20 protein-coding genes, 1 pseudogene and 1 other annotated feature are annotated in these 21,547 nt (G+C 60.1%); of the genes and pseudogenes, 4 read left to right on the top strand and 17 right to left on the bottom strand.

Features of this window, described 5'->3' with window-relative positions; all coding sequences use genetic code 11:
- Positions 1 to 7 precede the first annotated feature (7 nt).
- A pseudogene (locus tag IPK17_RS12145) lies at positions 8 to 382 on the top strand (FKBP-type peptidyl-prolyl cis-trans isomerase); the annotation flags it as partial.
- Between the two features lie 330 nt (positions 383 to 712).
- Here IPK17_RS12145 and IPK17_RS12140 read toward each other — a convergent pair.
- The 6 genes from IPK17_RS12140 to IPK17_RS12115 all read right to left on the bottom strand — a co-directional run bounded on the left by IPK17_RS12140 (position 713) and on the right by IPK17_RS12115 (position 8,873).
- Positions 713 to 1,651 (bottom strand): tetratricopeptide repeat protein, encoded by a 939-nt coding sequence (locus IPK17_RS12140; RefSeq protein WP_343417957.1) that lies wholly within the window; start codon positions 1,649 to 1,651, stop codon positions 713 to 715.
- Positions 1,652 to 1,767: 116 nt separating this feature from the next.
- Positions 1,768 to 3,228 carry an Asp-tRNA(Asn)/Glu-tRNA(Gln) amidotransferase subunit GatB gene (gene gatB / locus IPK17_RS12135; RefSeq protein ID WP_343417956.1) on the bottom strand — a complete coding sequence of 487 codons (1,461 nt, stop codon included), beginning with the start codon at positions 3,226 to 3,228 and terminating at the stop codon, positions 1,768 to 1,770.
- Between the two features lie 292 nt (positions 3,229 to 3,520).
- The gene (locus IPK17_RS12130; RefSeq protein WP_343417955.1) at positions 3,521 to 4,141 is read right to left on the bottom strand and encodes a dihydrofolate reductase family protein; all 621 of its coding nucleotides are present in this window, start codon (positions 4,139 to 4,141) and stop codon (positions 3,521 to 3,523) included.
- 80 nt (positions 4,142 to 4,221) lie between these two features.
- Positions 4,222 to 5,031, bottom strand: coding sequence for a tetratricopeptide repeat protein (locus IPK17_RS12125; RefSeq protein WP_343417954.1), 810 nt, complete (start codon positions 5,029 to 5,031; stop codon positions 4,222 to 4,224).
- 108 nt (positions 5,032 to 5,139) lie between these two features.
- Positions 5,140 to 7,521 carry an ATP-binding protein gene (locus IPK17_RS12120; protein ID WP_343417953.1) on the bottom strand — a complete coding sequence of 794 codons (2,382 nt, stop codon included), beginning with the start codon at positions 7,519 to 7,521 and terminating at the stop codon, positions 5,140 to 5,142.
- 191 nt (positions 7,522 to 7,712) lie between these two features.
- Entirely contained in the window at positions 7,713 to 8,873 is a 1,161-nt protein-coding gene (locus IPK17_RS12115; RefSeq protein ID WP_343417952.1) for an aminotransferase class I/II-fold pyridoxal phosphate-dependent enzyme, read from the bottom strand.
- Positions 8,874 to 9,204: 331 nt separating this feature from the next.
- Here IPK17_RS12115 and IPK17_RS12110 point away from each other — a divergent pair, with 331 nt between their 5' ends.
- The 3 genes from IPK17_RS12110 (at position 9,205) to IPK17_RS12100 (ending at position 12,073) form a co-directional block, all read left to right on the top strand.
- Entirely contained in the window at positions 9,205 to 9,756 is a 552-nt protein-coding gene (locus IPK17_RS12110) for a hypothetical protein (RefSeq protein WP_343417951.1), read from the top strand.
- Positions 9,757 to 9,865: 109 nt separating this feature from the next.
- A complete protein-coding gene (locus tag IPK17_RS12105) occupies positions 9,866 to 10,549 on the top strand; it encodes a response regulator transcription factor (RefSeq protein WP_343417950.1) in 684 nt (227 codons plus the stop codon).
- A 6-nt stretch (positions 10,550 to 10,555) separates the two neighbouring features.
- Positions 10,556 to 12,073: a sensor histidine kinase gene (locus IPK17_RS12100; RefSeq protein WP_343417949.1), complete on the top strand. Its 1,518-nt coding sequence runs from the start codon at positions 10,556 to 10,558 to the stop codon at positions 12,071 to 12,073.
- Here the strand turns inward: IPK17_RS12100 and IPK17_RS12095 are convergent.
- From IPK17_RS12095 to IPK17_RS12045, 11 genes are all read right to left on the bottom strand, one after another.
- Entirely contained in the window at positions 12,063 to 12,380 is a 318-nt protein-coding gene (locus IPK17_RS12095) for an ArsR/SmtB family transcription factor (protein WP_343417948.1), read from the bottom strand. The two genes, IPK17_RS12100 and IPK17_RS12095, sit on opposite strands and share 11 nt — an antisense overlap.
- 505 nt (positions 12,381 to 12,885) lie before the next feature.
- Positions 12,886 to 14,058, bottom strand: coding sequence for a hypothetical protein (locus IPK17_RS12090; RefSeq protein WP_343417947.1), 1,173 nt, complete (start codon positions 14,056 to 14,058; stop codon positions 12,886 to 12,888).
- A gap of 142 nt (positions 14,059 to 14,200) precedes the next feature.
- Positions 14,201 to 15,412: a benzoate/H(+) symporter BenE family transporter gene (locus IPK17_RS12085; RefSeq protein ID WP_343417946.1), complete on the bottom strand. Its 1,212-nt coding sequence runs from the start codon at positions 15,410 to 15,412 to the stop codon at positions 14,201 to 14,203.
- A 173-nt stretch (positions 15,413 to 15,585) separates the two neighbouring features.
- Positions 15,586 to 15,984, bottom strand: a complete 399-nt coding sequence (gene rplL, locus IPK17_RS12080) for a 50S ribosomal protein L7/L12 (protein WP_343417945.1) — start codon at positions 15,982 to 15,984, stop codon at positions 15,586 to 15,588.
- Between the two features lie 54 nt (positions 15,985 to 16,038).
- Entirely contained in the window at positions 16,039 to 16,584 is a 546-nt protein-coding gene (gene rplJ, locus IPK17_RS12075; protein WP_343417944.1) for a 50S ribosomal protein L10, read from the bottom strand.
- A gap of 118 nt (positions 16,585 to 16,702) precedes the next feature.
- Positions 16,703 to 16,843, bottom strand: a sequence feature (ribosomal protein L10 leader region).
- 42 nt (positions 16,844 to 16,885) lie between these two features.
- On the bottom strand, positions 16,886 to 18,148 hold the full coding sequence (locus IPK17_RS12070; protein ID WP_343417943.1) for a toll/interleukin-1 receptor domain-containing protein: 1,263 nt from the start codon (positions 18,146 to 18,148) through the stop codon (positions 16,886 to 16,888).
- A 23-nt stretch (positions 18,149 to 18,171) separates the two neighbouring features.
- Positions 18,172 to 18,807 (bottom strand): haloacid dehalogenase, encoded by a 636-nt coding sequence (locus IPK17_RS12065; RefSeq protein WP_343417942.1) that lies wholly within the window; start codon positions 18,805 to 18,807, stop codon positions 18,172 to 18,174.
- Positions 18,807 to 19,133: a DUF3467 domain-containing protein gene (locus tag IPK17_RS12060; protein ID WP_343417941.1), complete on the bottom strand. Its 327-nt coding sequence runs from the start codon at positions 19,131 to 19,133 to the stop codon at positions 18,807 to 18,809. Before IPK17_RS12060 ends, IPK17_RS12065 begins: the two co-directional genes overlap by 1 nt.
- A 178-nt stretch (positions 19,134 to 19,311) precedes the next feature.
- Positions 19,312 to 19,728 (bottom strand): single-stranded DNA-binding protein, encoded by a 417-nt coding sequence (locus tag IPK17_RS12055; protein WP_343417940.1) that lies wholly within the window; start codon positions 19,726 to 19,728, stop codon positions 19,312 to 19,314.
- A gap of 159 nt (positions 19,729 to 19,887) precedes the next feature.
- Positions 19,888 to 20,397, bottom strand: a complete 510-nt coding sequence (locus tag IPK17_RS12050; RefSeq protein ID WP_343417939.1) for a hypothetical protein — start codon at positions 20,395 to 20,397, stop codon at positions 19,888 to 19,890.
- Positions 20,398 to 20,407: 10 nt separating this feature from the next.
- Positions 20,408 to 21,526, bottom strand: a complete 1,119-nt coding sequence (locus IPK17_RS12045) for a DNA adenine methylase (RefSeq protein WP_343417938.1) — start codon at positions 21,524 to 21,526, stop codon at positions 20,408 to 20,410.
- Positions 21,527 to 21,547: the final 21 nt, after the last annotated feature.

The following is a 21,547-nucleotide window of genomic DNA, read 5'->3' as shown; positions in this document are numbered from 1 at the left end:
CGCGGATAAGGACTTTCTGAAAGAGAACGCCACCAAAGAAGGCGTGAGCACGACCAAGAGCGGCCTGCAATACAAGGTGCTGACGCAGGGAACCGGACCGAAGCCTAAGAGCGCCAACAGCGAAGTCGAAGTGCATTACGAGGGGCGGCTGATCAACGGGTCAGTCTTTGACAGCTCGTACAAGCGCGGCGAAACGATTAACTTCTTCCTGAATCAGGTCATCCCCGGTTGGACGGAAGGCTTGCAGTTGATGCCCACCGGTTCGATCTACGAGCTGTATATCCCGTCGGAACTGGGCTACGGTCCGCGCGGCGCGGCGGGCGTCATCCCCCCCAACGCCACGCTGATCTTCAAGGTCGAGCTGATCAAGGTGTTTGAGTAGGCAGCATTTTCCGACCCCACCCCCAGCCCCTCCCCGAATTCAGGGAGGGGAGCCAGCATCGTATGCCAAGCCAGATTTGTTTTCGTAGGGACGCAATTATGCAGTTTAACTAATGATCGCGGATATTGGCTGTAGGGGCGACCCTATGTGGTCGCCCGTACGTGGGACACCACCCCTCCCCTACATTCGGATCTCCGTACTCATAAGTTAAATTGCATCATGCGTCCGCTGCAAGACTGAGACGGACGCGCCGCTGCGCGTCCCTACACAAATCTGTTGTCCCTCAAACCCGCAGGTCACTGCGCGAGGTTTGGGTGAGGTTAGCCTGCCTCAATTCGTCAGCGGTTCGTCGCTCAGGAACATCTGCACCGCGATCTGGCCGCTGCCGCCGCCCGTCGAATTCGCAATCAGCAGCGTGTAAGCGCCGCTGTTCGGAATCTCGTAGTTGAGTACGAGCGCCGCGCCATTGTTACCACTGTCGTCGTCGCCAATGAGCGGCTTGCCCGTCTCATCAAGCAGCACCATGATCGTGTCGATGGCCGTGTTTTCGTCCGTCGAGATCGCAATCCCGCTGAAATACGTTCCCACCTTGACTTCAAGCGGATACGCGAAGACCGCGCCTGGTTCGATCTGCGCCATGACCGCCGCGCCCGATTCCAGCGCCGCGCCGTCGGTGCGCTCGGTCTGAATCAGGTTGATGTACGTCAGGTAATCTTCGGCGGCGAGCTGCGTTTGCCCATCCGTCGCGTAGATGTAGCCGCGATACACATACAGCACCGGGTTCTGCCCATCCAGTTCCAGTGCCGCATTGAAATCGGCCAGCGCATTATCGAGCTGTTCGAGCGCGGCGTAGCTCAGGGCGCGGCGGAAGTAGGTTTGCGCGTCCGGGATGAGATCGAGCGCAGCCGTGTAGTCGCTCACCGCCTCGTCGAGGCGCTCCTGCTGCCCGTAAATGCCCGCGCGCACGCGATAAATGTCTGCTTCGAGATCGGGCGGCAGGTCGTCGATGCTCAGCGCGAGGTCGAATTCAGCCAGCGCGGCCTCCGCATCGCCCAGATTGAGGTGACTCAACGCGGTGGCGTAGTAGCTCTCACCCGCCGTTGGGTTGAACAGCGAGAACAGGCTGAAGCGCAGAATGGCCTGCTCATAATCCTGCGCGTCGAACAGCGCCACCGCTTGATCGAAGATGCCGGGGAAGACGACGGCGGCCGGTTCCGGCGTCGGTTCGTCCTGCGCGAACACGGGCACGGCTGCCAGTAACATGATCATTGCGATCAGAGTCCGAAATTTACCCATAAACCTCAGCCCTTGTCGGGACGCGCCCTGCACGTCCGTCTAACAATACGGTCCACACCTCACCCCAACCCCCTCCCAAGGGAGAGGGGCTAACAACCTACCCCCCGCCGCGCGTTGAGTTCGCGCGTGAGCGTCTCTTTGACGAGCGCCGGGTTCCCGCGTCCGCCCAGTTCCGCCATGATTTTGCCCATCAGCGGGCCGAACACCTTGTCCTTGCCCGCGATATAGTCCTCTACCAGCCGCGCGTTTTCGGCCAACACCTTGGCCAGCGCCGCTTCAATCGCGCCCGTGTCGGAAATCTGTCCTAAGCCCTTCGCCTTGACGATGTCTTCCGGCGATCCGCCCGTCTCCCACATATCGTTGAGCACGGTGACGCCAGTCGCCTTGTTGATCGTGCCGTCATCGACCATCTTAACGAGCGCGCCCAGCTTCTCCGGCGCGACCTTCTCGGCGGCGCTTTCGCGCTCGATGCCGTCGCGGTTGAGCAGACCGAACAGGTTGCCCGTGATCCAGTTCGAAGCGGATTTAGGATTCGCGCCGTCCGCGATCACGCCTTCGTAGTAGGTCGCGACCGCTTTCTCCGCGGTCAGGACGGAGGCGTCGTAGCGGCTGAGGCCAAAGCTGTTGATGAAGCGGTCACGCTTGGCATCCGGCAGTTCTGGCAGGCGCGCGCGCACCCGCTCCACCCATTCACGGCTGACTTCCACGACGGGCAGGTCGGGTTCGGGGAAATAGCGATATTCATCGGCGCTCTCTTTGTAGCGCTGCACGACCGTGCGCTGCTTCGCTTCGTCCCAGCCCATCGTCGCCTGCCGCACGCCCTCGCCCGACTCCCACGCTTTGATCTGGCGGGCGACTTCGTACTCAATTGAGCGGAACAGACTGCGGATGCTGTTCAGGTTCTTGACCTCGGTGCGCGTGCGGTAGCCCGTGTCATCTTTGTGCATCACGCTGATGTTCGGCTCGACGCGCATCACGCCCTTCGACATATCGCCGTCGTTCACGCCGAGATACTGCAGAATCGCGCGCAGCTTGCGGGCGAAGACTTCGGCAGCTTCCGCGCTGTGAATATCCGGCTCGGTGACGATTTCCAGCAGCGGCACACCCGCGCGGTTGTAGTCGATCAGGCTGTAGCCATCGACATGCACCGATTTGCCGGTGTCTTCTTCAAGGTGGGCGCGGCGCACACGGATGGTCGCCGTCGTGCCATCGCTGAGATCAATGTCCAGCGTGCCGCGCACGGAGAGCGGGCGGTCATACTGGCTGATCTGGTAGCCTTTGGGGAGATCGGGATAGAAGTAGCTCTTGCGCGCGAACTGGTTGATCGCGGGGATTTCGCAGTTGAGCGCCAGCCCGACCATCATCGCCATTTCGACGGCTTCCTGGTTGATGACGGGGAGCGTCCCCGGCAAACCGAGCGACACGGGATCAACGGCGGTATTCGGCGGCGCGGTCACGCTGTCTACGACGGGGCACGCGCTGAACATTTTGCTCTGGGTGAGGAGTTCGGCATGGATTTCCAAGCCGATGATCGGCTTCCAATCGCTCATGAATCATCGTCCTGTTTGGAGTTTCGCTTCGGCTGCTGATTCTAACACAAGTCGGCGGTTAGCCGTTAGCTTTTAGCGATTGGCGATTAGCCTTTAGCGATTAGATATTGCGATGCTGTCGGCTTCCATCCCGTGTGCGAGCGAGGCAAGCCGGTAGCAGTGCGTAGCGTAACCCTTTTTGGGCGGGATGCAATTAACCGCATCCTTAACAAAATCGCCCTTTGAGGGACGCGAACGGCGCGTCCGTTCGTGATTCCGGCGGACGCTCCTTGGCGTCCCTTAGCGCTCTTTGTTAAAACTTCCGACGATTCGTTTCCACAAGCGCCCCGGGGGTAAGTGCGCCGTCCCGCTCGTAATTCACGAGAATGACCCCCTTCGGGGTGACTTGACTTTCCGTCACCTTGAACGCCAGCGGGATCGAGCCATCGGCAAACAGCCGCTTACCCTTCCCCAGCGTCAGTGGATAGATCTTCAGCCAGAAGGCATCGACCAGATCCTGCTGCATGAGCGTCTGAACGAGGTTACCGCTGCCATAAACATGCAAATCCGGCCCCGGCTGCTGTTTGATCTGGCTGACTTTTGCCCCGATGTCTCCGCTCAAAAACACGGTCGGCTGCCACTCGTGCGCCGTAAGCGTATTCGACGCAACGTACTTGGTCGCCGTATTGACCCCCGGCCAGATATCCGCATGGTACGGCCAGTATGGTGCCCAAATGTCAAAGGTTTTGCGCCCGATCAACAGATCAAACGGCAGCTTCATCTCACGCTGGACGACGCTCCCCACCAGCTCGTCGGTATACGCCCCGATCCACCCGCCGTACGCAAAACCGCCGCTCGGGTCTTCGTCGGCGCGCCCCATCGATTGGATGACACCATCAAGGGACAGGTGGGAAATGACAATCAATTTGCGCATCGTGGACTCCTGCAACATCGGCTAATTTTCCGCAGAAAATAGCACAGATGTTCAATGTGTGCAAATGCGGCAGTCAGGTGCTACGAAGCAAGGGCTGCGAGAATCGGCTGATACCGCGCATCGGCGGTGAGTTCGGCGCGCATGGCAGCGCGCATATCGGCGTTGGCGCGTGACCAACCAGCGCGGCATAGGCTGATCGCCCCGTCGAGATCGCCCTGTTCGAAGCGCACTAAGCCGCGATTGAACGGGATCGCGGCGTCGCCCGGTTCCGCGGCTTCAGCCGCTTGATAATCGGCGTCTGCTTCAGCGTAGCGACCGGAGCGGCGGTAGGCATCCGCGCGTTTGAGGAGCAGATTGGCCTGCATGGCGACCAGCAAGCGCTTGTCTTTCGCCACGGCGATTAACGCGGCGAGCTGATCGGCGGCCTGCGTGAAATGCGCCAGCGCACTCGGCAGATCGCCGCGCAGCGCATCGACTTCGCCGTGCGCCTGATGCCAGTGCCATGCCTGTGGCAGTGAGTCCAACACGACGAGCGCGCGCTCATACTGACCGAGGTCTTTCAACACCCGGAAGTAGAACTCGGCATAGCCCACCGGGCTGAGCGTCCACGCGCGTTCGTAAGCCGCCGCCGCGCCGAGTACAGCACCTTGACCGAGCAAAATCGATCCGCGCACGCCGTAATCGCTGGCGTTGGGCTCGGCCAGCGCATCGAGATCCGCCAGCGCGGTGGCGATGCCTTCAGGGAAATCACGCAGCACCTGCACCCGCAGACGGCGCGCGCTGTCATCCTGCGGGAAGGCGGTCAGATGCTCGTCGAGCGCCGCCAGAGCGAGATTCAACTCGCCCGTTTCCAAATACGCTTCGGCTAACTGCATGGGCGTGTAAGTCAATTAGGGCTCCATCAGACGGATATTTGCATTTGTATGGTCAGCCGTCGAAGCGGACGCGCAGAAGCGCGTCCCTACATAAGATTTTAAAGGAGTGAGCGAATTGAGCGTTTACTCGTCCCCCATGATGAACGCCGGGAGCAGCATTTGCTCGCTGAGCGGCAGCCAGAAGCTGAAGCGACTGCCTGTGCCCGGCGCGCTCTGCACGCTGATTTTGCCGCCGTGCAGCTCGACAATCTCTTTGGCGATGCTTAACCCTAAGCCTGTGCCAATCACCTGACTGGTCACGCGGAAGAATGGCTCGAAAATGTGCGGCAGGTTGTCCTCAGCAATCCCGATGCCTGTGTCTTCCACTTCGATGCGGGCGCAGCACAACGTGCCCGCCGGATCATAAATCGGTTGGGCGCGTAAGGTCACCGCGCCGCCGGGCGGCGTGTAGTTGAGCGCGTTCGTCACCAGATTCGTGATCACCTGCGTCACCCGTTCGAGATCGGCGCTGACGATCAGCGGTTCCTCGGGCAGTTCGACGGCGAGGCGCAGATTCTTCTGCTCGGCTTCCGGCATCTGCACAGTGACGACATTGCGCAGCAGGCGCTGCACTTCCACCTGCCCGACCTGCAGCCGAATCATGCCGCGTTCGAAGCGGCTCACATCCAGCAGGTCTTCGACCAAGCGCTGCATGCGTCCGCTAACCTCTTCGAGCACACGCAGATGCTCGTGCAGGCGTTCAGGTTGGCGTTTGGCGAGGTACACACGCGTCTTGAGGTTGGCGATGGGCGTGCGCAGCTCATGCGAGGCATGGGCGACAAAGCGGGCTTTTTGCTGCGCCAGCGCTTTTTCTTCGCTCACGTCGCGCATCACACAGACTGCCCCGGTATTCCGGCCATTGTCCCCGCCGACGAGCGTCACCGAGAGCTGCGCGGCAAACTGCGTGCCATCTTTGCGCGTGAAGTTGTAGTCCAGCGCCCAGCGCCCGGTGCGGCGCAGCACATACATGGCTTCCGCCATGCGTTCCTCAAAGAGATGTTCGCCCACCCGCTGCGGTTTGAACAACTGCACCGAGAGCAGCTTCCATTCTTCGGCGGTGTACCCGGTCAGTCGTTCCAGCGCGCCGTTGACATAGTGCGTTTCAAATCCCTGCGCAGTGTACTCGGTATACATGACGCCTTCGCTCATGCCTTCGATGATCGTGCGCAGTTGGCGGCGCTCATGTTCGAGTTCGGCGGTGCGTTCGATGATGCGCCGTTCCAGCTCCACGGCCTGCACGCGCACCTGATCGTAGAGGCGGGCATTGCGAATAGCGATGGCCGCCTGATCCGCGAAGGATTGCAGGCGTTCGGCATCAACGCGATTGAAGCGATTCAGCGAATGACTGTCGAGGTTCAGGAAACCGATTACGTAGCGCCCCACGCGAATGGGCGCGCCCAGATAGGCCTTCGTCCAGCGGCGATGTTCATCGCCCACATGATGCCAATCCGGATACGCATCGACATCGGGGATGATCAGCGGGTTGCGATTCACGATCATCCATTGCAGCGTGGGCGTGTGACGCACAGAGAACACGATATTGCGATGCGTTTGGTCGAGCGGCACGCTCTCAGCCGCCCACGAGCGCACCACCCGCGCCATCGAGCCTTCGATCAGCATGATACTGCTGCGCTCATGCGGGACGACGAGCTGCACTTCCTGCAAAATGCGATCCATCACCTCGTCGAGTTCGAGCGTGCTGGAGAGCACTGCCGCCGTATTGCGCAAGGCTTCCGCCAGAATGCGCTGATCGTGTTCCGCCGCTTCTGCTTTGCGCCGCTTGGTGATGTCGAACAGGATCATATACATCAGTGTCCGCCCCTCATATTCGAGCGGACTGGAGAAGATTTTGACGTGCCGGATTTCGCCGGAATGATTGCGATGGCGGAAATTGAACAGCGTCCAGTTGCGCGTGCTGCCGACGGTATCGCCCGGAATCGGCGAGTCCAGGTCGGCGATGGTCATCTGGCGGAGCTGCTCGCGGGTGTAGCCATAAAACTGCCCCGCCGCGCTGTTGGCATCGACGATGCGTCCATCGGTGGGATCAATCAGCAGCTTGATCGCGCGGTTGGTTTCGAAGGTTTGCAGCCAGCGCTTCTCGTATTCATCGCTGCGCCGTAGGGCACTGAAGTGCGTCAGCAGCAGTTCGACGCGATGGCGGAGCAGCAGATCCGACACCGGCATGGTGATCATGTCGGTTACGCCGACGCGCAGCGCCTGCCGGATGCTGTGTTCATCATTGGTGACGATGAGCAGAATCGGCACCCTGGCGCCCACCTGCTGAACAATCACTTCCCAGTCGCGCAGGCTTTGGCTCAGGATGAGGAGATCGGCATGGGGGAAGAGAGCGAGGCATTCTTCAAGACTGCCGACCGAGGCAATGCGATATTGGTCGAGAATCGCCGCAAAAGACAGGCGTTGTCTGCGATCCTCATCGGCGACCAATATCGAAAGCGACTCGAGCATCGGCTATCCCCCGTGTACTTCTCATCAAGTTAACACGAAGGTTCCGCTGGCACAATATCAATTTATTAAAAATGTGTAATTCGTACGAGATTGTGGTGAGATTGGTTATTAGGCGAATCGGGGTCAGAAAACCAACCGGGCGCAGCATGTGCGCCCGGTCGTCGATACAGATTCAAGCAGTGGCCGTCGATTCAGCCATGATGCCGCATGAAGCGTTCCATGCGGTTGAGCGCTTCTTCGATGTTCTCATAGGAATTGGTGTAGCTGGCGCGGACAAACCCGCGACCGCTCTCGCCGAAGGCGCTGCCCGGTACAACCGCGACCTGTTCTTCCATCAGCAGGCGTTCGCAGAATTCTTCATCCTGCATGCCCGTCGCTTCGATGTTGGGGAAGGCGTAGAACGCGCCACGCGGTTCAAAGCAGGTCAGGCCAAGGTCGTTGAACCCGCCGACAATCAAACGGCGGCGGCGGTCGTACTCCTGCCGCATCGCTTCGACATCGTCCTCGCCGGAGACCAGCGCTTGCAGTGCGGCGTGCTGACCGATGGTCGGCGCGGACATGATCAGGTACTGGTGCAGCTTGCGCATGGCATCCATGATGGGCGCGGTGGACGTCGCATAGCCGATGCGCCAGCCCGTCATCGCATACGATTTGCTCATCCCGCTCAACAGGATCGTGCGTTCGTACATATTGGGCAGCGCGGCAAAGCAGATGTGTTCGAAACCGTACACCAGCCGCTCGTAAATCTCGTCGGAGATGACCATCAGGTCATGTTTTTCGGCGACGGCGGCGACTTGCAGCATATGCTCGCGGTCGAGGATCGCGCCGGTCGGGTTGTTCGGGTAGCTGATGAGGATCGCTTTAGTTCGCGGGGTCACGGCAGCTTCGAGCTGCGCGCCCGTCACCTGAAACTCGTCTTCGATCAGGGCATTGACGATCACCGGGACGCCGCCCGCCATTTCGACAGCGGCCGCATTCGCGACAAAGCAGGGCTGCACGACGAGCACTTCATCACCGGGGTCGAGGATGGCTTTGAGCGCCAGCCACAGCGCCTCGCTCACGCCAACCGTCACCAGCACTTGATCGTCGGGCGAGTAGTGCACGCCGTAGCGCCGTTCGATATGCGCCGCAATCCCGCGCCGCAGTTCAATTGTGCCGGAATTCGACGTGTAAGCCGTTTTCCCGGCCATCAGCGAATCGATGCCTGCGCGCATGATGTGATCGGGGGTGGTGAAATTCGGTTCACCGATGCCCAAGGTGATCACATTTTCCATCGTCGCCGCGATGTCAAAGTACCGGCGAATGCCGGAGGGTTTCATATTCTGGACGCTCTGAGAAATGAAGCTTCGCATAATCGATCCTGTCAGAAGTAAGCCTAACCATTATCTAGCACATTCGCCTGGCTGAACACGCCAAGAGTCATCAAAATGACTATGACGTCTCATACATTGTGTACGAAAACGTCCGCCTCGCCTCCGCTTGCGCCGGATACGACTGCGCGTTGTGAGGATTACGCCCCGGCGCCGTGTCCCGTCCCGGTTGGTAAATGTGTCTGAATCTGGCAGACTGCCCGCCCGAACCGTCATAGAGAGGGGATTAGCACATCATGGACTGGCTGGTCCGTTGCTGATCTTGACCCCGGGGTTAAAATGAGATGGATAGAGGTAATGGGAAAGGCGGGGTATGACGTTCGACAATAACCTGATTGTTGTGCTGGCCTTGGTAGTGCTGGCCTTCCTGTGCCTGTTGATCGTGATCTTCATCGCGGCGCTCTTCATGCGCATCACGGGACGCGGCATCATCCCCTTACTGCTCTCGCTGCGCGAACAATTTTCCGAGTCGGACCCGGAAGACGAACGCCGTTACGCTCCAAAGGGGCACGCCGATTTGCGCTCGATCGCGCAGCAGCACGATTTCAACGCGGCGCTCGCCCAGCAGGTGATCGAGAAGCAAACGGTCGCGCCCACACCACCGCCGATCACGCCGCAGAATGCGCCATATGTCGCCAATGATATTCAGCCCGCCGACTCGTATCACACGCCGCCGCCCACATTTGTCCCGCCCGGCGCCTCCGCGCAGGCGGCGCATCCGCTCCCGCCCGCCACGCCGACGCCGCGTTTCGGTCACCGCGCGCCGGGAGCCAAACGACCGCCCAGTGACCGCCGCCGGGACGAAGACGACGAACTCGGCAGCGATATGCTCGATTTCGACGGGGATGGCAGCGCGGATGTGTAGGCTTAATGATTGGTGATAAGTGTGTGTTTTCGCTGATCTTCATCTCAGAAACTCATAATTCTTAGCTATACTAGACAGTATGGCGACAATCGACACATAGGAAAATGGAATGGCAGGTGAACGGATACTACTGATCGAAGATGAAGCACGGATCGCCCAGTTTGTCGAACGCGCCTTGATTTACGAAGGCTACCGTGTCAGTGTGGCACGGGAAGGTCAAAATGGGCTGGCGATTGCGCGTGATAACCCGCCTGATCTCGTCATTCTCGATTGGATGCTCCCCGGTTTAGATGGTTTGGAAGTCTGCAAGCGGCTGCGCGCCGCGAGCGACGTTCCGATTCTCATGCTCACGGCGAAAGATGACATCAAAGATCGCGTGCAGGGTTTGGACGCGGGCGCAGATGACTATCTGGTCAAGCCGTTCTCGGTCGACGAGCTGATGGCCCGCGTGCGCGCGTTGTTTCGCCGCTCAACGCCGACCTCCCGCCCGGAGATTCTGCGCTTTGCCGACCTAACGCTCGACACGGGCACGCACCGCGCCTACCGCGGCGAACGTCCGATCGACCTGACGGCGAAGGAATACGAACTGCTGGAATTGTTCATGCGCAATCCGCGACAGGTACTCACCCGTGACGTGATCTTCGACCGGGTGTGGGGCTACGACTTCGGCGGTGAAAGCAACATCATCGAAGTGTACGTGCGCTATTTGCGCCAGAAAACGGAGCAAAACGGCGAACCCCGCCTCGTGCATACCGTGCGCGGCGTCGGGTACGTGCTGCGCGAAGAAGAATAATGCGTCATGACCATTCGCAGCAAGCTCATCCTGTGGTATTCCGTCCTCCTCGCGGCGATCATTATCGTCTTTGGCGTGAGCGTGTTCTTCGTCTCGCGCTGGACGCTGGTCACCAGCGTCGATACGACGCTCACTGAAACCGTCGATCAGGTACTGAAGAACAGTTCAGCAGAGCTTGTCCGCGAATTTGGCAGCCCGGCACGGATCGTGGTCTTTTTCCCACAGCTTGATGTCTTCCGCGCCTCGGGCGTGGTGGTGCAGGTGTGGGATATGAGCGAGGCGGAGCCGCGGCTGCTGCGCGCCTCGTCCAACCTCGACGATTACACCCAACCGATTGACTCTAGCATGATCAACCCCGATCCGGCGCTGTATCAACGCTCGGATTCGGGGGTGGTGACGAACCTCTACAGCTATGTGACGGTGGAGACCGGAACGTGGCGAGTGCTCACCCGGCCCATTAATGTGTGGGGGCGACCGCTCGTCCTACAGGCGGCGACCGCCTTTGATGCGGTCAACCTCGCGACTAAGGGGCTGCTGGCGATCCTCATCGGCAGCATGACGCTGGCCGTCTTCGGGTCGATTGGCATCAGCCTGCTGCTGGCGGAACGCGCGCTCAAGCCGATTGACTCGGTGACGCGCGCCGCGGCCAAAATCACCGCCGCCGATGACCTCAAAACGCGCCTCGACTGGACCGGGCCGGAAGACGAAATCGGACGGCTGGTGCAGGTGTTCAACGGCGTGATGGAACGGCTGGAGCATCTGTTCAGCGTCCAGCAGCGCTTCGTCGCGGATGTGTCACACGAACTACGCACGCCGCTCACCGCAATTCGCGGTCACGTCGACTTGATCAAGCGCTACGGCATGGACAAAGACTCGCTGGATGCGATTGAGAGCGAAGTCGAACGCATGTCCCGCCTCGTCAGCGATTTGCTCTTGTTGGCCAAAGCCGACTACGGCGGGCTGACGCTCAATGCCGAGCCGGTCGACCTCGACGTGATCGTTGGGGAAACGCTGCGCGAAGCGCGCGCGCTCGCCAGCAACCGCGACCTCAAAATCACGGTGCTGAACTTTGAGCCAGTGCGCGTGAGCGGCGACCCGGATCGCCTCAAGCAGCTCCTGCTCAACCTGACGAGCAATGCGATCAAGTTCACGCCGGACGGCGGGCAGATCATCCTCAATTTGAGCAAAACGGAAACAGAGGCCGTGCTGGAAGTCGCCGATAACGGCATCGGCATTGCGCCGGAAGATCTGAAGCGCATCTTCGACCGCTTCTATCAGGCAGAACCGTCACGCGTGCGCAAAGGCGAAGGGGCGGGCTTAGGGTTATCGATTGCCCGCTGGATTGTGGACGCGCATGGGGGAAAAATAACGGTGACGAGCGAAGTCGGCGTCGGAACCACCTTTACCGTGACGCTTCCGCACATTGAGGAGCACGTCGCCTCGCCAGAACATGCCGCGGTCACCCGACCGGGGCTGCGACTGTTACGCCGGACGAACCCGCCACCGCAGAAAATTAAGCCTTAGGGCTGTCCAGGTGCGCCTTGCTGCTGATCAGAATATCGCGCAGGTGCGTATCCGAGAGCGTGTAATAGACGTGCCGCCCGGTCTTCTTCCACGCGACCAGACCCTGTTCACGCAGGTACTTGAGCTGATGGGAGACGGCCGGCTGATCCATGCCGAGCGCATGCGTGAGTTCAGATACACACCACTCGCCATCCGCCAGCGCTTTGACGAGGCGCACGCGCGTGGGGTCGGACAGAACCTGAAAGAAACGGGCAATCTGACGCGCATCTTCGGTGTTGAGGATGTGCAATTGAGTTCTCTGCGACATTATTTCATCCCTTATAGTAGCGTTTAATATAGGGTATGCGAGTTTGAGGGGAGCGTCAACTCGACTAGCGGCTAGTTTTTACTCGACTTCAGATTAGGCCAATCGCATGGATGGCTGCGCATGCACCGCTTTTGAGGGGAAAGACGGGGTCGCCAATCTCTCTGAAACCGATTTCGAGGTCCGTAAATCAAGTAGCCGATTCGTCCTACTCGGATAGTCGGCAGCGTCCGACCCTGCACACAAATTCAGGGCGGCGAGCCAACACCGACCGTAAAACCAAATTGGTTTTCGCAGGGACGCAATTGTGCAGTTTAAGAAAAGAAGATGGTGTTTGTAGGGACAAGGCGTGCCTTGTCCGTTCTCAGCGGACAGCGCCTGCGCTGTCCCTACGATCTCCGTATTCATAAGTTAAATTGCATCATTGCGTCCGCTGACGAAGTGGAAAAGCTTCAAAGGATGCTATTTAAACACCCCTTCATTGCGTCCGCCGGATTGTAGAGTGCGGTTAGTCCGCGAAACTGCGTGGGGGCAGTTCGCCGACCAGCATGAGCGCGTAACTGCCCTGCGTGCGGTTCGCAAAGCTGCTGAGAATCAACGTGTGCGGCTCGGTATCGGTGATGAGCGCGCCCGCGTCAAAGCGATCCCCGACAATGTTCCCGTACGTCTCAAAGCGAATGCCCGTGCCCGTTGCCGGGGCGACCTGGTCGCACCCGCGCGCGCCTGCGTCGTCACACGACTGCTCGTCGAGCAGCACGACCGGATCAAGCCGATCATAGACCTGAATCATATAGGCTGTGAGCGTCGTACTCTGCGCCGGAAGCGGCCCAAAACGGACGTTAAACATATCAGTGTCACTGGCTGGCTGAAGGTTGAGTCCTTCCAGCAGCGCGATGTACTGCCCACTGCTGCCGTCCACCCCACCGATGATAACCGTCATCTCGCCGAGATCGGTACCGTTCGGGCTAATGACCAATTGATTGGAATTGGTGGGATCGCTGGGAACCTGAGTGCCATCCGGCAGGCTGAGCGTGGCCCGCACGCGGTCTTCCGGGCGCGGCAGCAGGCATTCGTCGGTCGACTGCGCGCTGGACAGGAAGCGGATCACGGGCGCGAACCCCGACTCACCAAGCACTGTGACGCGGTAACTCGTCATGTCACTGGCATCCATGTGGAAGCTGACGGTCGCCAGTGTGACGACTTCCTGATCCTCGCACACAAACGTGACTTCCTGAAACGCCGGGTCGATCACCGTGAGGGTGCCCACGCGTTCGACGCGCAGCACGTAGCGCCCAGTGGTCGTGCCCTGATCCAGCCCCGCGCGCCCCGCCACAATCACAAATGTCCCACTCTCGGGGAATTCGAAGCGCAGGCGCAGTGTGCCGTTTGGTGCACCGTCTTCACTGCGCTCCAGCAGCGTGCCACCCGATGTGAGCACGCCGATCACGGGCGCGAGGCCGTCGTACGCCTCGATTTCAATGTCGACTTGATCGCCCGCTGTCGCTTCGATCTGCCACCAGTCGAACGCCGCCGTCGCGCTGATTGTTTCCTCGACCGTCATGCCGAAGCCGATAGGCTGCACTTGCGGCGCGTCGGTCTGGGCCGCGACGGGAAAGGCGCACAGCAGCGCGCAGAGCAGAATCAGGGCTGGATGAAATGCGCGTGTGATGGATCGGTTCATCGAGTTCATATCCTCAGCGAGGGGGTTGTCGGCCGGACGTTTGTGCGAGCAATGTCCGCATCGACAGTGTTCCGCCGCCCTCACCTCGCCTTTAGGAGAGAGGCGGGGGTGAGGTTTAGGTACTTTCCAGCCTTCAACCATTCTACGACTTCGCCGGGAACTTGGTTCGATTCCACGTCATGATGAAATGCACGAGCAGCCCGAAGACCAAGCCCCAGAACGGCGCGCCGATCCCGAGCAGCGAGAAGTTCGCCGCGGTGCACAGCAGTGCCGCCAGCGCGCCTTCCCGCCCTTCGACAGCAGTCATCGCGCCGCTCAATGACGACAGAATCGCGCTGACCAAGCCTAACCCCGCGGTCGCCGCAATCAGCGCGTGCGGCAGCCCGGCGAACAGGGCTACCAGCGCCGCGCCGAAGATCCCTGTCACGATGTACCACACCCCCGTCGCCACGCCCGCGGAATAGCGCTTGTCTTTGTCGGGATGCGCCTCGTGCCCGGTGACCAGCGCGGCGGTAATCGCTGCCAGCGTGACGCCATGCCCACCAAACGGCGCGGTGAGCAGCGAAACGCCGCCGGTGACGATCAGCGCCTTGTCGATAGGCGCGTCGTAGCCCGCGTTTTTGAGCACCGCTTGGCCCGGCGCATTCTGCCCGGTGAGCGCCAGCGCGAACAGGGGCAGCGCCAAGCCGAGCAGCGCCTGCAGCGAGAACGTCGGCGCGGTCAGTTCGGGCGCGGTCAGCGAAAGCGTGAAGCTGTCAACGTGCACAGCCGAGCTCACGAACGCCAGCACCAGCCCCACAAGCAGCGTGATCGCCGCGGGCGCGCGGAAATTGCGCCGCCGCAGCACGAAGAAGACGACGATCATCGGCAGCACAATCCACGGTGCGTCCGGAATGGCATCAAACGCGGCGATCCCGAAGCGAATCAGGATGCCCGCCAGCATGCCGAGCACGATGGGCATCGGCAGCAAGCCCATCACCCGCCCGAACAAACCCGAAAAACCGAGCAGCATGATCGCCGCGCTGGCGAGGATGTATGCGCCGATGGCTTCGCTGAAGGCATACTGACCTAGACTGATGACGAGCAGCGCTACACCGGGCGTCGACCAGGCGGCGACGACGGGCTGGCGAAACCACAGGCTCATGATCAGGCTGCTGAGACCGGATCCAACCGTGATCGCCAGCACCCACGACGACGTTTGCCCCGGCGTCAAATTAGCATTGGCGGCGGCCTGAAAGACGATGACGAGCGACGACGCATAGCCGATCACGATGACGAGCAGGCCGGACAGCACGGCGGACGGCGTCAGCGCGCCGGGGAGATCGCGCAGATTACGGGCAAAGGCAGCGAGCATAGAGAATTTCTTCCTCAAGGCACTTGATAAAACAAGGACAAGGCATGCCTTGTCCCTACAAAGACGAACCTCGTAGGGACGAGGCATGCCTCGTCCACCGAATACATTCTATAGCTTAGGAATCAAAAAGGCGACTCGGATGAGCCGCCTTTGAAATTTCGCAGTGGGCGAAATTACTTGATGACGATCTTCGCGCCTTCGGCTTCGATGATCGTCTTGGCTTCGTTGGCCTTGTCCTTGCTGACGGCTTCGAGGACCAGCGGCTTTTCAGCTTCGACCAGATCCTTCGCTTCCTTCAGACCGAGGTTGGTGACCTGACGAACGGCCTTGATGACGTTGATCTTCTTGGGGCCAACATCGTCGAGGATCACGTTGAATTCGGTCTGTTCTTCGACCGGTTCCGGAGCCGCAGCCGCAGCCGCGCCGCCCGCTGCCGGGGCCGCCATCATCATCATGCCGCCGCCCGAAGCCGCGGTCACGCCCCATTTTTCTTCGAGGAGTTTCTTGAGTTCCGACGCTTCCAGAATAGTCAGCGCGCTGAGTTCATCCACCAAACGATTCAAATCTGCCATTTCAAGTCCTTTCGAGCTTGTGATTTTAACGAGTGATGTTGGGGGAAATGGGCCTTAAGCGGCGGCATCGCCCTGTTCTTTTTCCTGCAAGTAAGCTTGCAGCACGTTGACGACCTGACCCGTTGCCGAGCTGAGCAGCCCCGCCAGCAGCGATGCCGGTTGGACGATCAGACCCGCGAGCTGAGCATGGATTTCGTCGAGCGTCGGCAGGTTCGCGACCGCTTCCAGTTCCTTCGCGTTGAAGACGGAACCGGAGATCACACCACCCTTGACGACGAAGAAATCGCCGTTGTCCTTGGCGAATGCCTGAACCGCCTTGGCCACTGCGGGGAGGTTGCCGTTGCCGAACACGACCCCGGTTTGACCTTCCAGCAGTTCGCGCGGGACTGGCCACCCATTTTGTTCCAACGCAATGCGGAACAGGGTGTTCTTGGTCACCGAGTAGGTGCCACCCGCCGCGTCGCCGAGCCGCTTCCGCAGATCGTTGACCTTGTCCGTGTTCATCTTGCGATATTCCGCGAGGATGAAACCATCGGTCTTGCTCAACAACTGAGTATACGTGGCGACGAGTTCTTCTTTGCGCTCCCGTGTGATTGCCAAGCGCATCCTCCTTTCCTGAAAATAGCTGTTAGCCTTTAGCTATCAGCGATTAGCCCAAAGCACGCGATCCCGCGAGGGGTCGCCGCTCTTCGCTAACTGCTAAGCGCTAATTGCTAAGCGCTAAAAACAAAAACAGCCCTCGCAAACGCGCGAAGGGCTGTCTATTCACGGTGGAATAAGACATTGGGTTCCCTCGCCTCGGCAGGAGATTAAGCGGATGATCCGCACCTGCGGTCTGCGGCAAAGTCGAATTGACTAAGCGAGAGTTATTCTAACTGATGCCAGCAAACGCTGACAAGGGTCAGCTTCCCGCCCCGAGTTCGCACGTTCCGGCGCTGATGTCACAGATGCCGATGGTCTCGAAATTCTGCTGCACCTCGAATGTCGCCCCGCGTTCGCTGCTCGTCCAGAAGCGGCGTGTACTGCTCACCTGCGCCCAGGCGTAACGACCGCGACAGTCGCGCGGCAGTTCGATCTCATCTTCGGGGACGCTGCCCACCCACGCACAGTAGCCGCTCGGGAGCAAGCCCGTGCGCGACGTGGAAGTCCACGTTGTGCTGTTAAAGCTGATGCGAGTACGCCCGACGATCTGCATGAAGATCAGCCCTTCAATGCTGACCGCCCGCGACGAGCGGTTCAACAACGCGACCCCGTTCTCGCCGTACAGCAGCACCAGCGACGCCTGCGGCGCAGGTGTAACGATGACGGGCAGTTCGGTCGGCGTGGCCGTTCCGGTGGCCTCCGGTGTTGGCGTAGCGGTTGGCGGCGGGGTGGCGGTGGCCGTTGGTTCCGAAGTGGGCGTATCGGTCGGCGGCGGCGGGGTCGACGTCGCTGTTGGCTCAAGCGTATCGGTGGGCGGTGTGGTCGGCGTGGCCGTTGGCGAGAGTGTCGCGGTGTCCGTCGGCGTGCGGGTGCCCGCGTCCACGACGACCGGCGCATCCGTGGCCGTGGCGCTCAACTGGGCGACGATTTCGGCAATCCGCGTGTTGGTGGCGTTCGCCGTGCTCAGGGTGGTTTGGCCGTTCATCAGCATGAGCACAAGCGCGGCGACCAGCGCGATCAGCACAACTGCGCCGCCGACCGCGAGTCGTGTCCGGCGCGGCGGCGGCGGATGGCGCAGCGGCAGCGTCGGCTGCGTGGCCGGGTGGGTACGCGCATACTCCGGCGTATGCTCAAACGTGAAGCCGCGCTCTTGCAGTTCGGTATGTAGTTCCTCGAAAGCGCTGTCATAGTCGCGCTCGTGAAAGTGCACGCGCTGCAGGCGGTTGAGTTGAAAATGAATGCTGCACGGTCGCAGCAGCACCGGGATGACGGGCTTCTTCTGGTCGAGGAAATACTGCCATTCATCCTCAACATTGCTGGAAGCCATTGAGTCCGGCGAGAGGATGATGATCATCACCTCGGACTCGTTTAGCCCTTCCTGAATCGCAGTGCTCCACTTGACGCCGAGCGGAATATCTTCGAGGTCAATCCAGACTTCGGCGCCCAGTAGGCACAACGACGTCGTGAGGCGGCGCGCAAAAGCTTCATCTTTCCGGCTGTAGCTGATAAAGATCTGTGTCATTTTTCAACCCTGCCCGCTCTAAGTTAGGTGATCCGCCCTTCGAAACGCTGAAGTGCCGCCTGCAACCGCTGCTGCTGAATCGTCGTCGTGAGGTCACCGCGGGTGCGTTCGAGCACGCCGCGCACCACATCCGTGCGCCGCCGCAGATCACCCGTGATCGCGTCGGGAAAGTCAAACGTGACGAGCTGATCATAGATCGCATCCATCCAATTGAGCAAACGCTCGGCTTCGGCGGCGTCGCCGTCTTCACGGCGCAAAATGTCGAGGATGAAGCGGCGCAGTTCGGTGGCGGCTTCCGCCAGCCCGTTGAGGTAGGTGCTGGCATCCACATTCAGCGATTCCGGCGAGGGCAGCGGTTGATCCCGGATGATGGCATACGTCGCGAAGGCTTCGACTACCTCTTTGAGCGCATCTTGCGTGTAACCGCTGTAATGCAAATCCGGATAGTCTTTGATGACCGCACGCAGATCGTCGGCGGCGGTTTGCGCGACCGCCAGCTTGGCCTGCGCGGCGTCCCATTCGCGGCGGTGAATGGCGCGGATGCTCTCGGCGCAGTGGCGGATGAGTTCGCGCGAACGGCTGATCGCGCTGTCGCGCGCGGCGTTCTTGGTGACGAAGGCCGCACGGATTGAGTCTGAGATCCGGAGCAGGTCGGTCATCAGGGTTCGTCTTCCGGTTTGATCATGCCGAAGAGTTGATCCGCCAGCGAGGCCGTTTGCGGCGGCATGGGGATTTCGCCGAATTTCTCCTCGAAGCGGTCGAGGTTGGTTTGCAGCGCCCGCATGAACAGCTTGGCGTTGGCGGGCGTGAGCACGACGCGATTTTGCACCCGCGCGCGCGGATCATTCGGCATAATTTGCAGGAAGTCGAAGATGATTTCGCTGTTGGTATGGCTGACGATGACGGCGTTGGCGTAGGTCGCAGCGAGGTTGGCGGGAATTTCCAGCCGCAGTTGGCGCTGGTTGGGTTTCGGTGGTTGGGTCATAAGGGGGAAGTGTGCTCCTCAATCCACAAGGCCTGTCAGCAAGTGGGCTGACTCCTTCAAGCATACTGGATTACGCGAGGATTGAAAACAACCGTCCGCCCCCCGATTCAGGGGGCATGTGGGAAATAAAAAGGACAAGGTGTCAGCCTTGTCCTTGTATATCACTAGCCGTGAAGGTTTAGAACGGAATCTCGTCGACGTTCGAGCCACCGCTGCCGCCGCCGTAATCGCCGTAGTCGCCACCCTGATTGCCACCCTGCCCATCGCCGCGCTGCCCCAGCATCTGGAAGTTGTCGGCACGGAGTTCAAGGGATGCCTGTGGCTGACCGCTCTTATCAAGATAGGCGGAGACTTCGGGGTTGCCCACCACCATCACCTGCATGCCCTTCTTAATCCACTGGTTCGCCGTCTCTGCCAGTTTGTTCCAGCAGCTAACGCGCACCCACTGCGTCTTCTCTTGACGCTGATCGCCGCTCCCAAAACGCCGTGTCACTGCCACTGTGAAGGAACACACAGCAACACCGGATTGGGTGTACCGCATTTCCGGGTCTCTACCCACATTACCCAGTATGATCATCTGACTCCAGCCCGCCATGTGTCACACTCCTACTCTTAAGCGCAAATTTTCCCTCAGACAGTACGTAACATTATAACATAAATTCAACGAATTACACAGGGGAAATGTAGAACAAATCTGCGAATTCTTCGCCTGATATCATACATTTAGTGTCATACATAAAGCAGAGTGGCAACTCTAATCGAGGTCGTATTCGCGCATCCAGTCGCCGAGCGCGGAACGCACCCGCCCCCGCGGAATCAGATATGTGCCCGTCACCCACCCGTGATTCGCGATCTCGCGGTAGGTGAACGTGTGCCGATCGCGTTCCAGTTCGGAATCGATCCAGTGGACGAGGCGTTTACGGTTCATCACCACCAGCAGACCATCACCGTAGATGTGCACGTAGAAATCGGCCTGCGTCGACCACGGGCCGCCGGGGGTGTGTTTGGCGACATCGGAATAGCGCTCAATCGCGAGGTTTTCGGTGGTGTGACGGGTATACGACGGCTCCGATTTGACTTCGACAAACTGCGTCGAACCGTCGCCGCGAATGATCAGAATATCGCCTTTGTAGTAGTACTCCGCATTGTCCTGCACATCGCGCGCCTCGGCTACATCCCCACGCTTCTCGAACCACCGCCGCACCCGTTCGACGGGCGGATAAGATTCTTCGCGCTTGTGAGGGAAGTAGTAGGGAGGCTGCATGCGTCCGCCTTTAGCGTAACACTCGGGAGCGCGGACGGCGGATGCGATTTAGAGGAGGTGTATCCAGTCTTTTCGACCCCACACCCGGCCCCTCCCCGAATTCAGGGAGGGGAGCCAACAGCGCTCGCAGCAGTGCCCCTCTCCCCGCTTGCGTGGGAGAGGGGTGAGGGGTGAGGGGAAAAATGAGGACGAGGCATTCCTCGTCCCTACAGCGAGAGTCTAGTGTGCTCACGCAGCCATTCACAACGTGATGCCCCGGAATGGCGAGGACTTCAATCGCGGGCGTGCGGTCGCCGTTGCAGCTGATGCGGCGCGGCGCAGGCAGTTTCATGAGTGTGAAGCCGAGGCGCTCGTACAGCGCGCAGATGCGTTCGGTCGCCTGATTGGAGAGCACGACCGGGCCGCGATGCCGCGCCAGCCATTCTGCCAGCCGCACCTGATCCTCCCACGTGAAGCCCGTCTGCGAATATTGGACAAACGGCACGTCATACGGCGGGTCGGCGTAGATGAAATCGCCGGAATCGAGGTCGATCTGCGCGAAATCACCCGCGCTGAACATCCAGGGCGCCAGCGCGCTCTGATAAGCGTAGAAATCCGGCGCATAGTGGATGGTCGTGTACTTGCCGAAGGGGACGTTGAAGCCGCCCTTCTTGTTGAAGCGGCACAGACCGTTGTAACCCGTGCGGTTGAGGTAGTAGAAGAGTTCGGCGGCGGTTTTGCTCTGCGCGCGCCCCTCGCGGATCAGCGCATTGAAGGTATCGCGGTGCTGATAGTAGAGCACGCTGTCATTGACCGTCGGGATCTCCATCCGGAGACCATCCTGCACCTGCCGGTAGAAATTGATCAGGTGGGCGTTCATATCGTTGAGCACCGCGTGCGCCGGGATGAAATTCAGCGGCAGCGCCAGCCCACCGCAAAACGGTTCGACATAGCGCCGCTGACGAAACGGCTCCCACAAGGGGCGCACGTGCGGCACGAGCCAGCGTTTGCCTCCCGCCCATTTGAGCGGCGGCTTGAGCAAGCCCGCGGTCAGATCCTCGTCCGAAACGGCATCTCCCGCGTCGCGTGGGGTCGGTTGGATGGAGATGGGCTTGTCCCAGTGGACGGTTTCGGACGCGAGCTGGATCACCGTTGGTCAGCTTTCGAGGGT

This window comes from Candidatus Flexifilum breve, from assembly GCF_016713355.1.
Note: the sequence above shows the minus strand (reverse complement) of the source record. Positions and strands in the feature narration are given on the sequence as shown.

What these genes read in the sequence shown, in the direction of transcription:
- IPK17_RS12060 (WP_343417941.1), bottom strand. Translation starts at nt 19,133, where the DNA reads ATGACCCAACCACCGAAACCCAACCAGCGCCAACTGCGGCTGGAAATT.
- IPK17_RS12070 (WP_343417943.1), bottom strand. Translation starts at nt 18,148, where the DNA reads ATGACACAGATCTTTATCAGCTACAGCCGGAAAGATGAAGCTTTTGCG.
- IPK17_RS12085 (WP_343417946.1), bottom strand. Translation starts at nt 15,412, where the DNA reads ATGCTCGCTGCCTTTGCCCGTAATCTGCGCGATCTCCCCGGCGCGCTG.
- IPK17_RS12140 (WP_343417957.1), bottom strand. Translation starts at nt 1,651, where the DNA reads ATGATCATGTTACTGGCAGCCGTGCCCGTGTTCGCGCAGGACGAACCG.
- IPK17_RS12120 (WP_343417953.1), bottom strand. Translation starts at nt 7,521, where the DNA reads ATGCTCGAGTCGCTTTCGATATTGGTCGCCGATGAGGATCGCAGACAA.
- IPK17_RS12130 (WP_343417955.1), bottom strand. Translation starts at nt 4,141, where the DNA reads ATGCGCAAATTGATTGTCATTTCCCACCTGTCCCTTGATGGTGTCATC.
- IPK17_RS12050 (WP_343417939.1), bottom strand. Translation starts at nt 20,397, where the DNA reads ATGCAGCCTCCCTACTACTTCCCTCACAAGCGCGAAGAATCTTATCCG.
- gatB (WP_343417956.1), bottom strand. Translation starts at nt 3,228, where the DNA reads ATGAGCGATTGGAAGCCGATCATCGGCTTGGAAATCCATGCCGAACTC.
- IPK17_RS12115 (WP_343417952.1), bottom strand. Translation starts at nt 8,873, where the DNA reads ATGCGAAGCTTCATTTCTCAGAGCGTCCAGAATATGAAACCCTCCGGC.
- IPK17_RS12105 (WP_343417950.1), top strand. Translation starts at nt 9,866, where the DNA reads ATGGCAGGTGAACGGATACTACTGATCGAAGATGAAGCACGGATCGCC.
- IPK17_RS12100 (WP_343417949.1), top strand. Translation starts at nt 10,556, where the DNA reads ATGACCATTCGCAGCAAGCTCATCCTGTGGTATTCCGTCCTCCTCGCG.
- IPK17_RS12110 (WP_343417951.1), top strand. Translation starts at nt 9,205, where the DNA reads ATGACGTTCGACAATAACCTGATTGTTGTGCTGGCCTTGGTAGTGCTG.
- IPK17_RS12055 (WP_343417940.1), bottom strand. Translation starts at nt 19,728, where the DNA reads ATGGCGGGCTGGAGTCAGATGATCATACTGGGTAATGTGGGTAGAGAC.
- IPK17_RS12065 (WP_343417942.1), bottom strand. Translation starts at nt 18,807, where the DNA reads ATGACCGACCTGCTCCGGATCTCAGACTCAATCCGTGCGGCCTTCGTC.
- IPK17_RS12095 (WP_343417948.1), bottom strand. Translation starts at nt 12,380, where the DNA reads ATGTCGCAGAGAACTCAATTGCACATCCTCAACACCGAAGATGCGCGT.
- rplL (WP_343417945.1), bottom strand. Translation starts at nt 15,984, where the DNA reads ATGGCAGATTTGAATCGTTTGGTGGATGAACTCAGCGCGCTGACTATT.
- IPK17_RS12090 (WP_343417947.1), bottom strand. Translation starts at nt 14,058, where the DNA reads ATGAACCGATCCATCACACGCGCATTTCATCCAGCCCTGATTCTGCTC.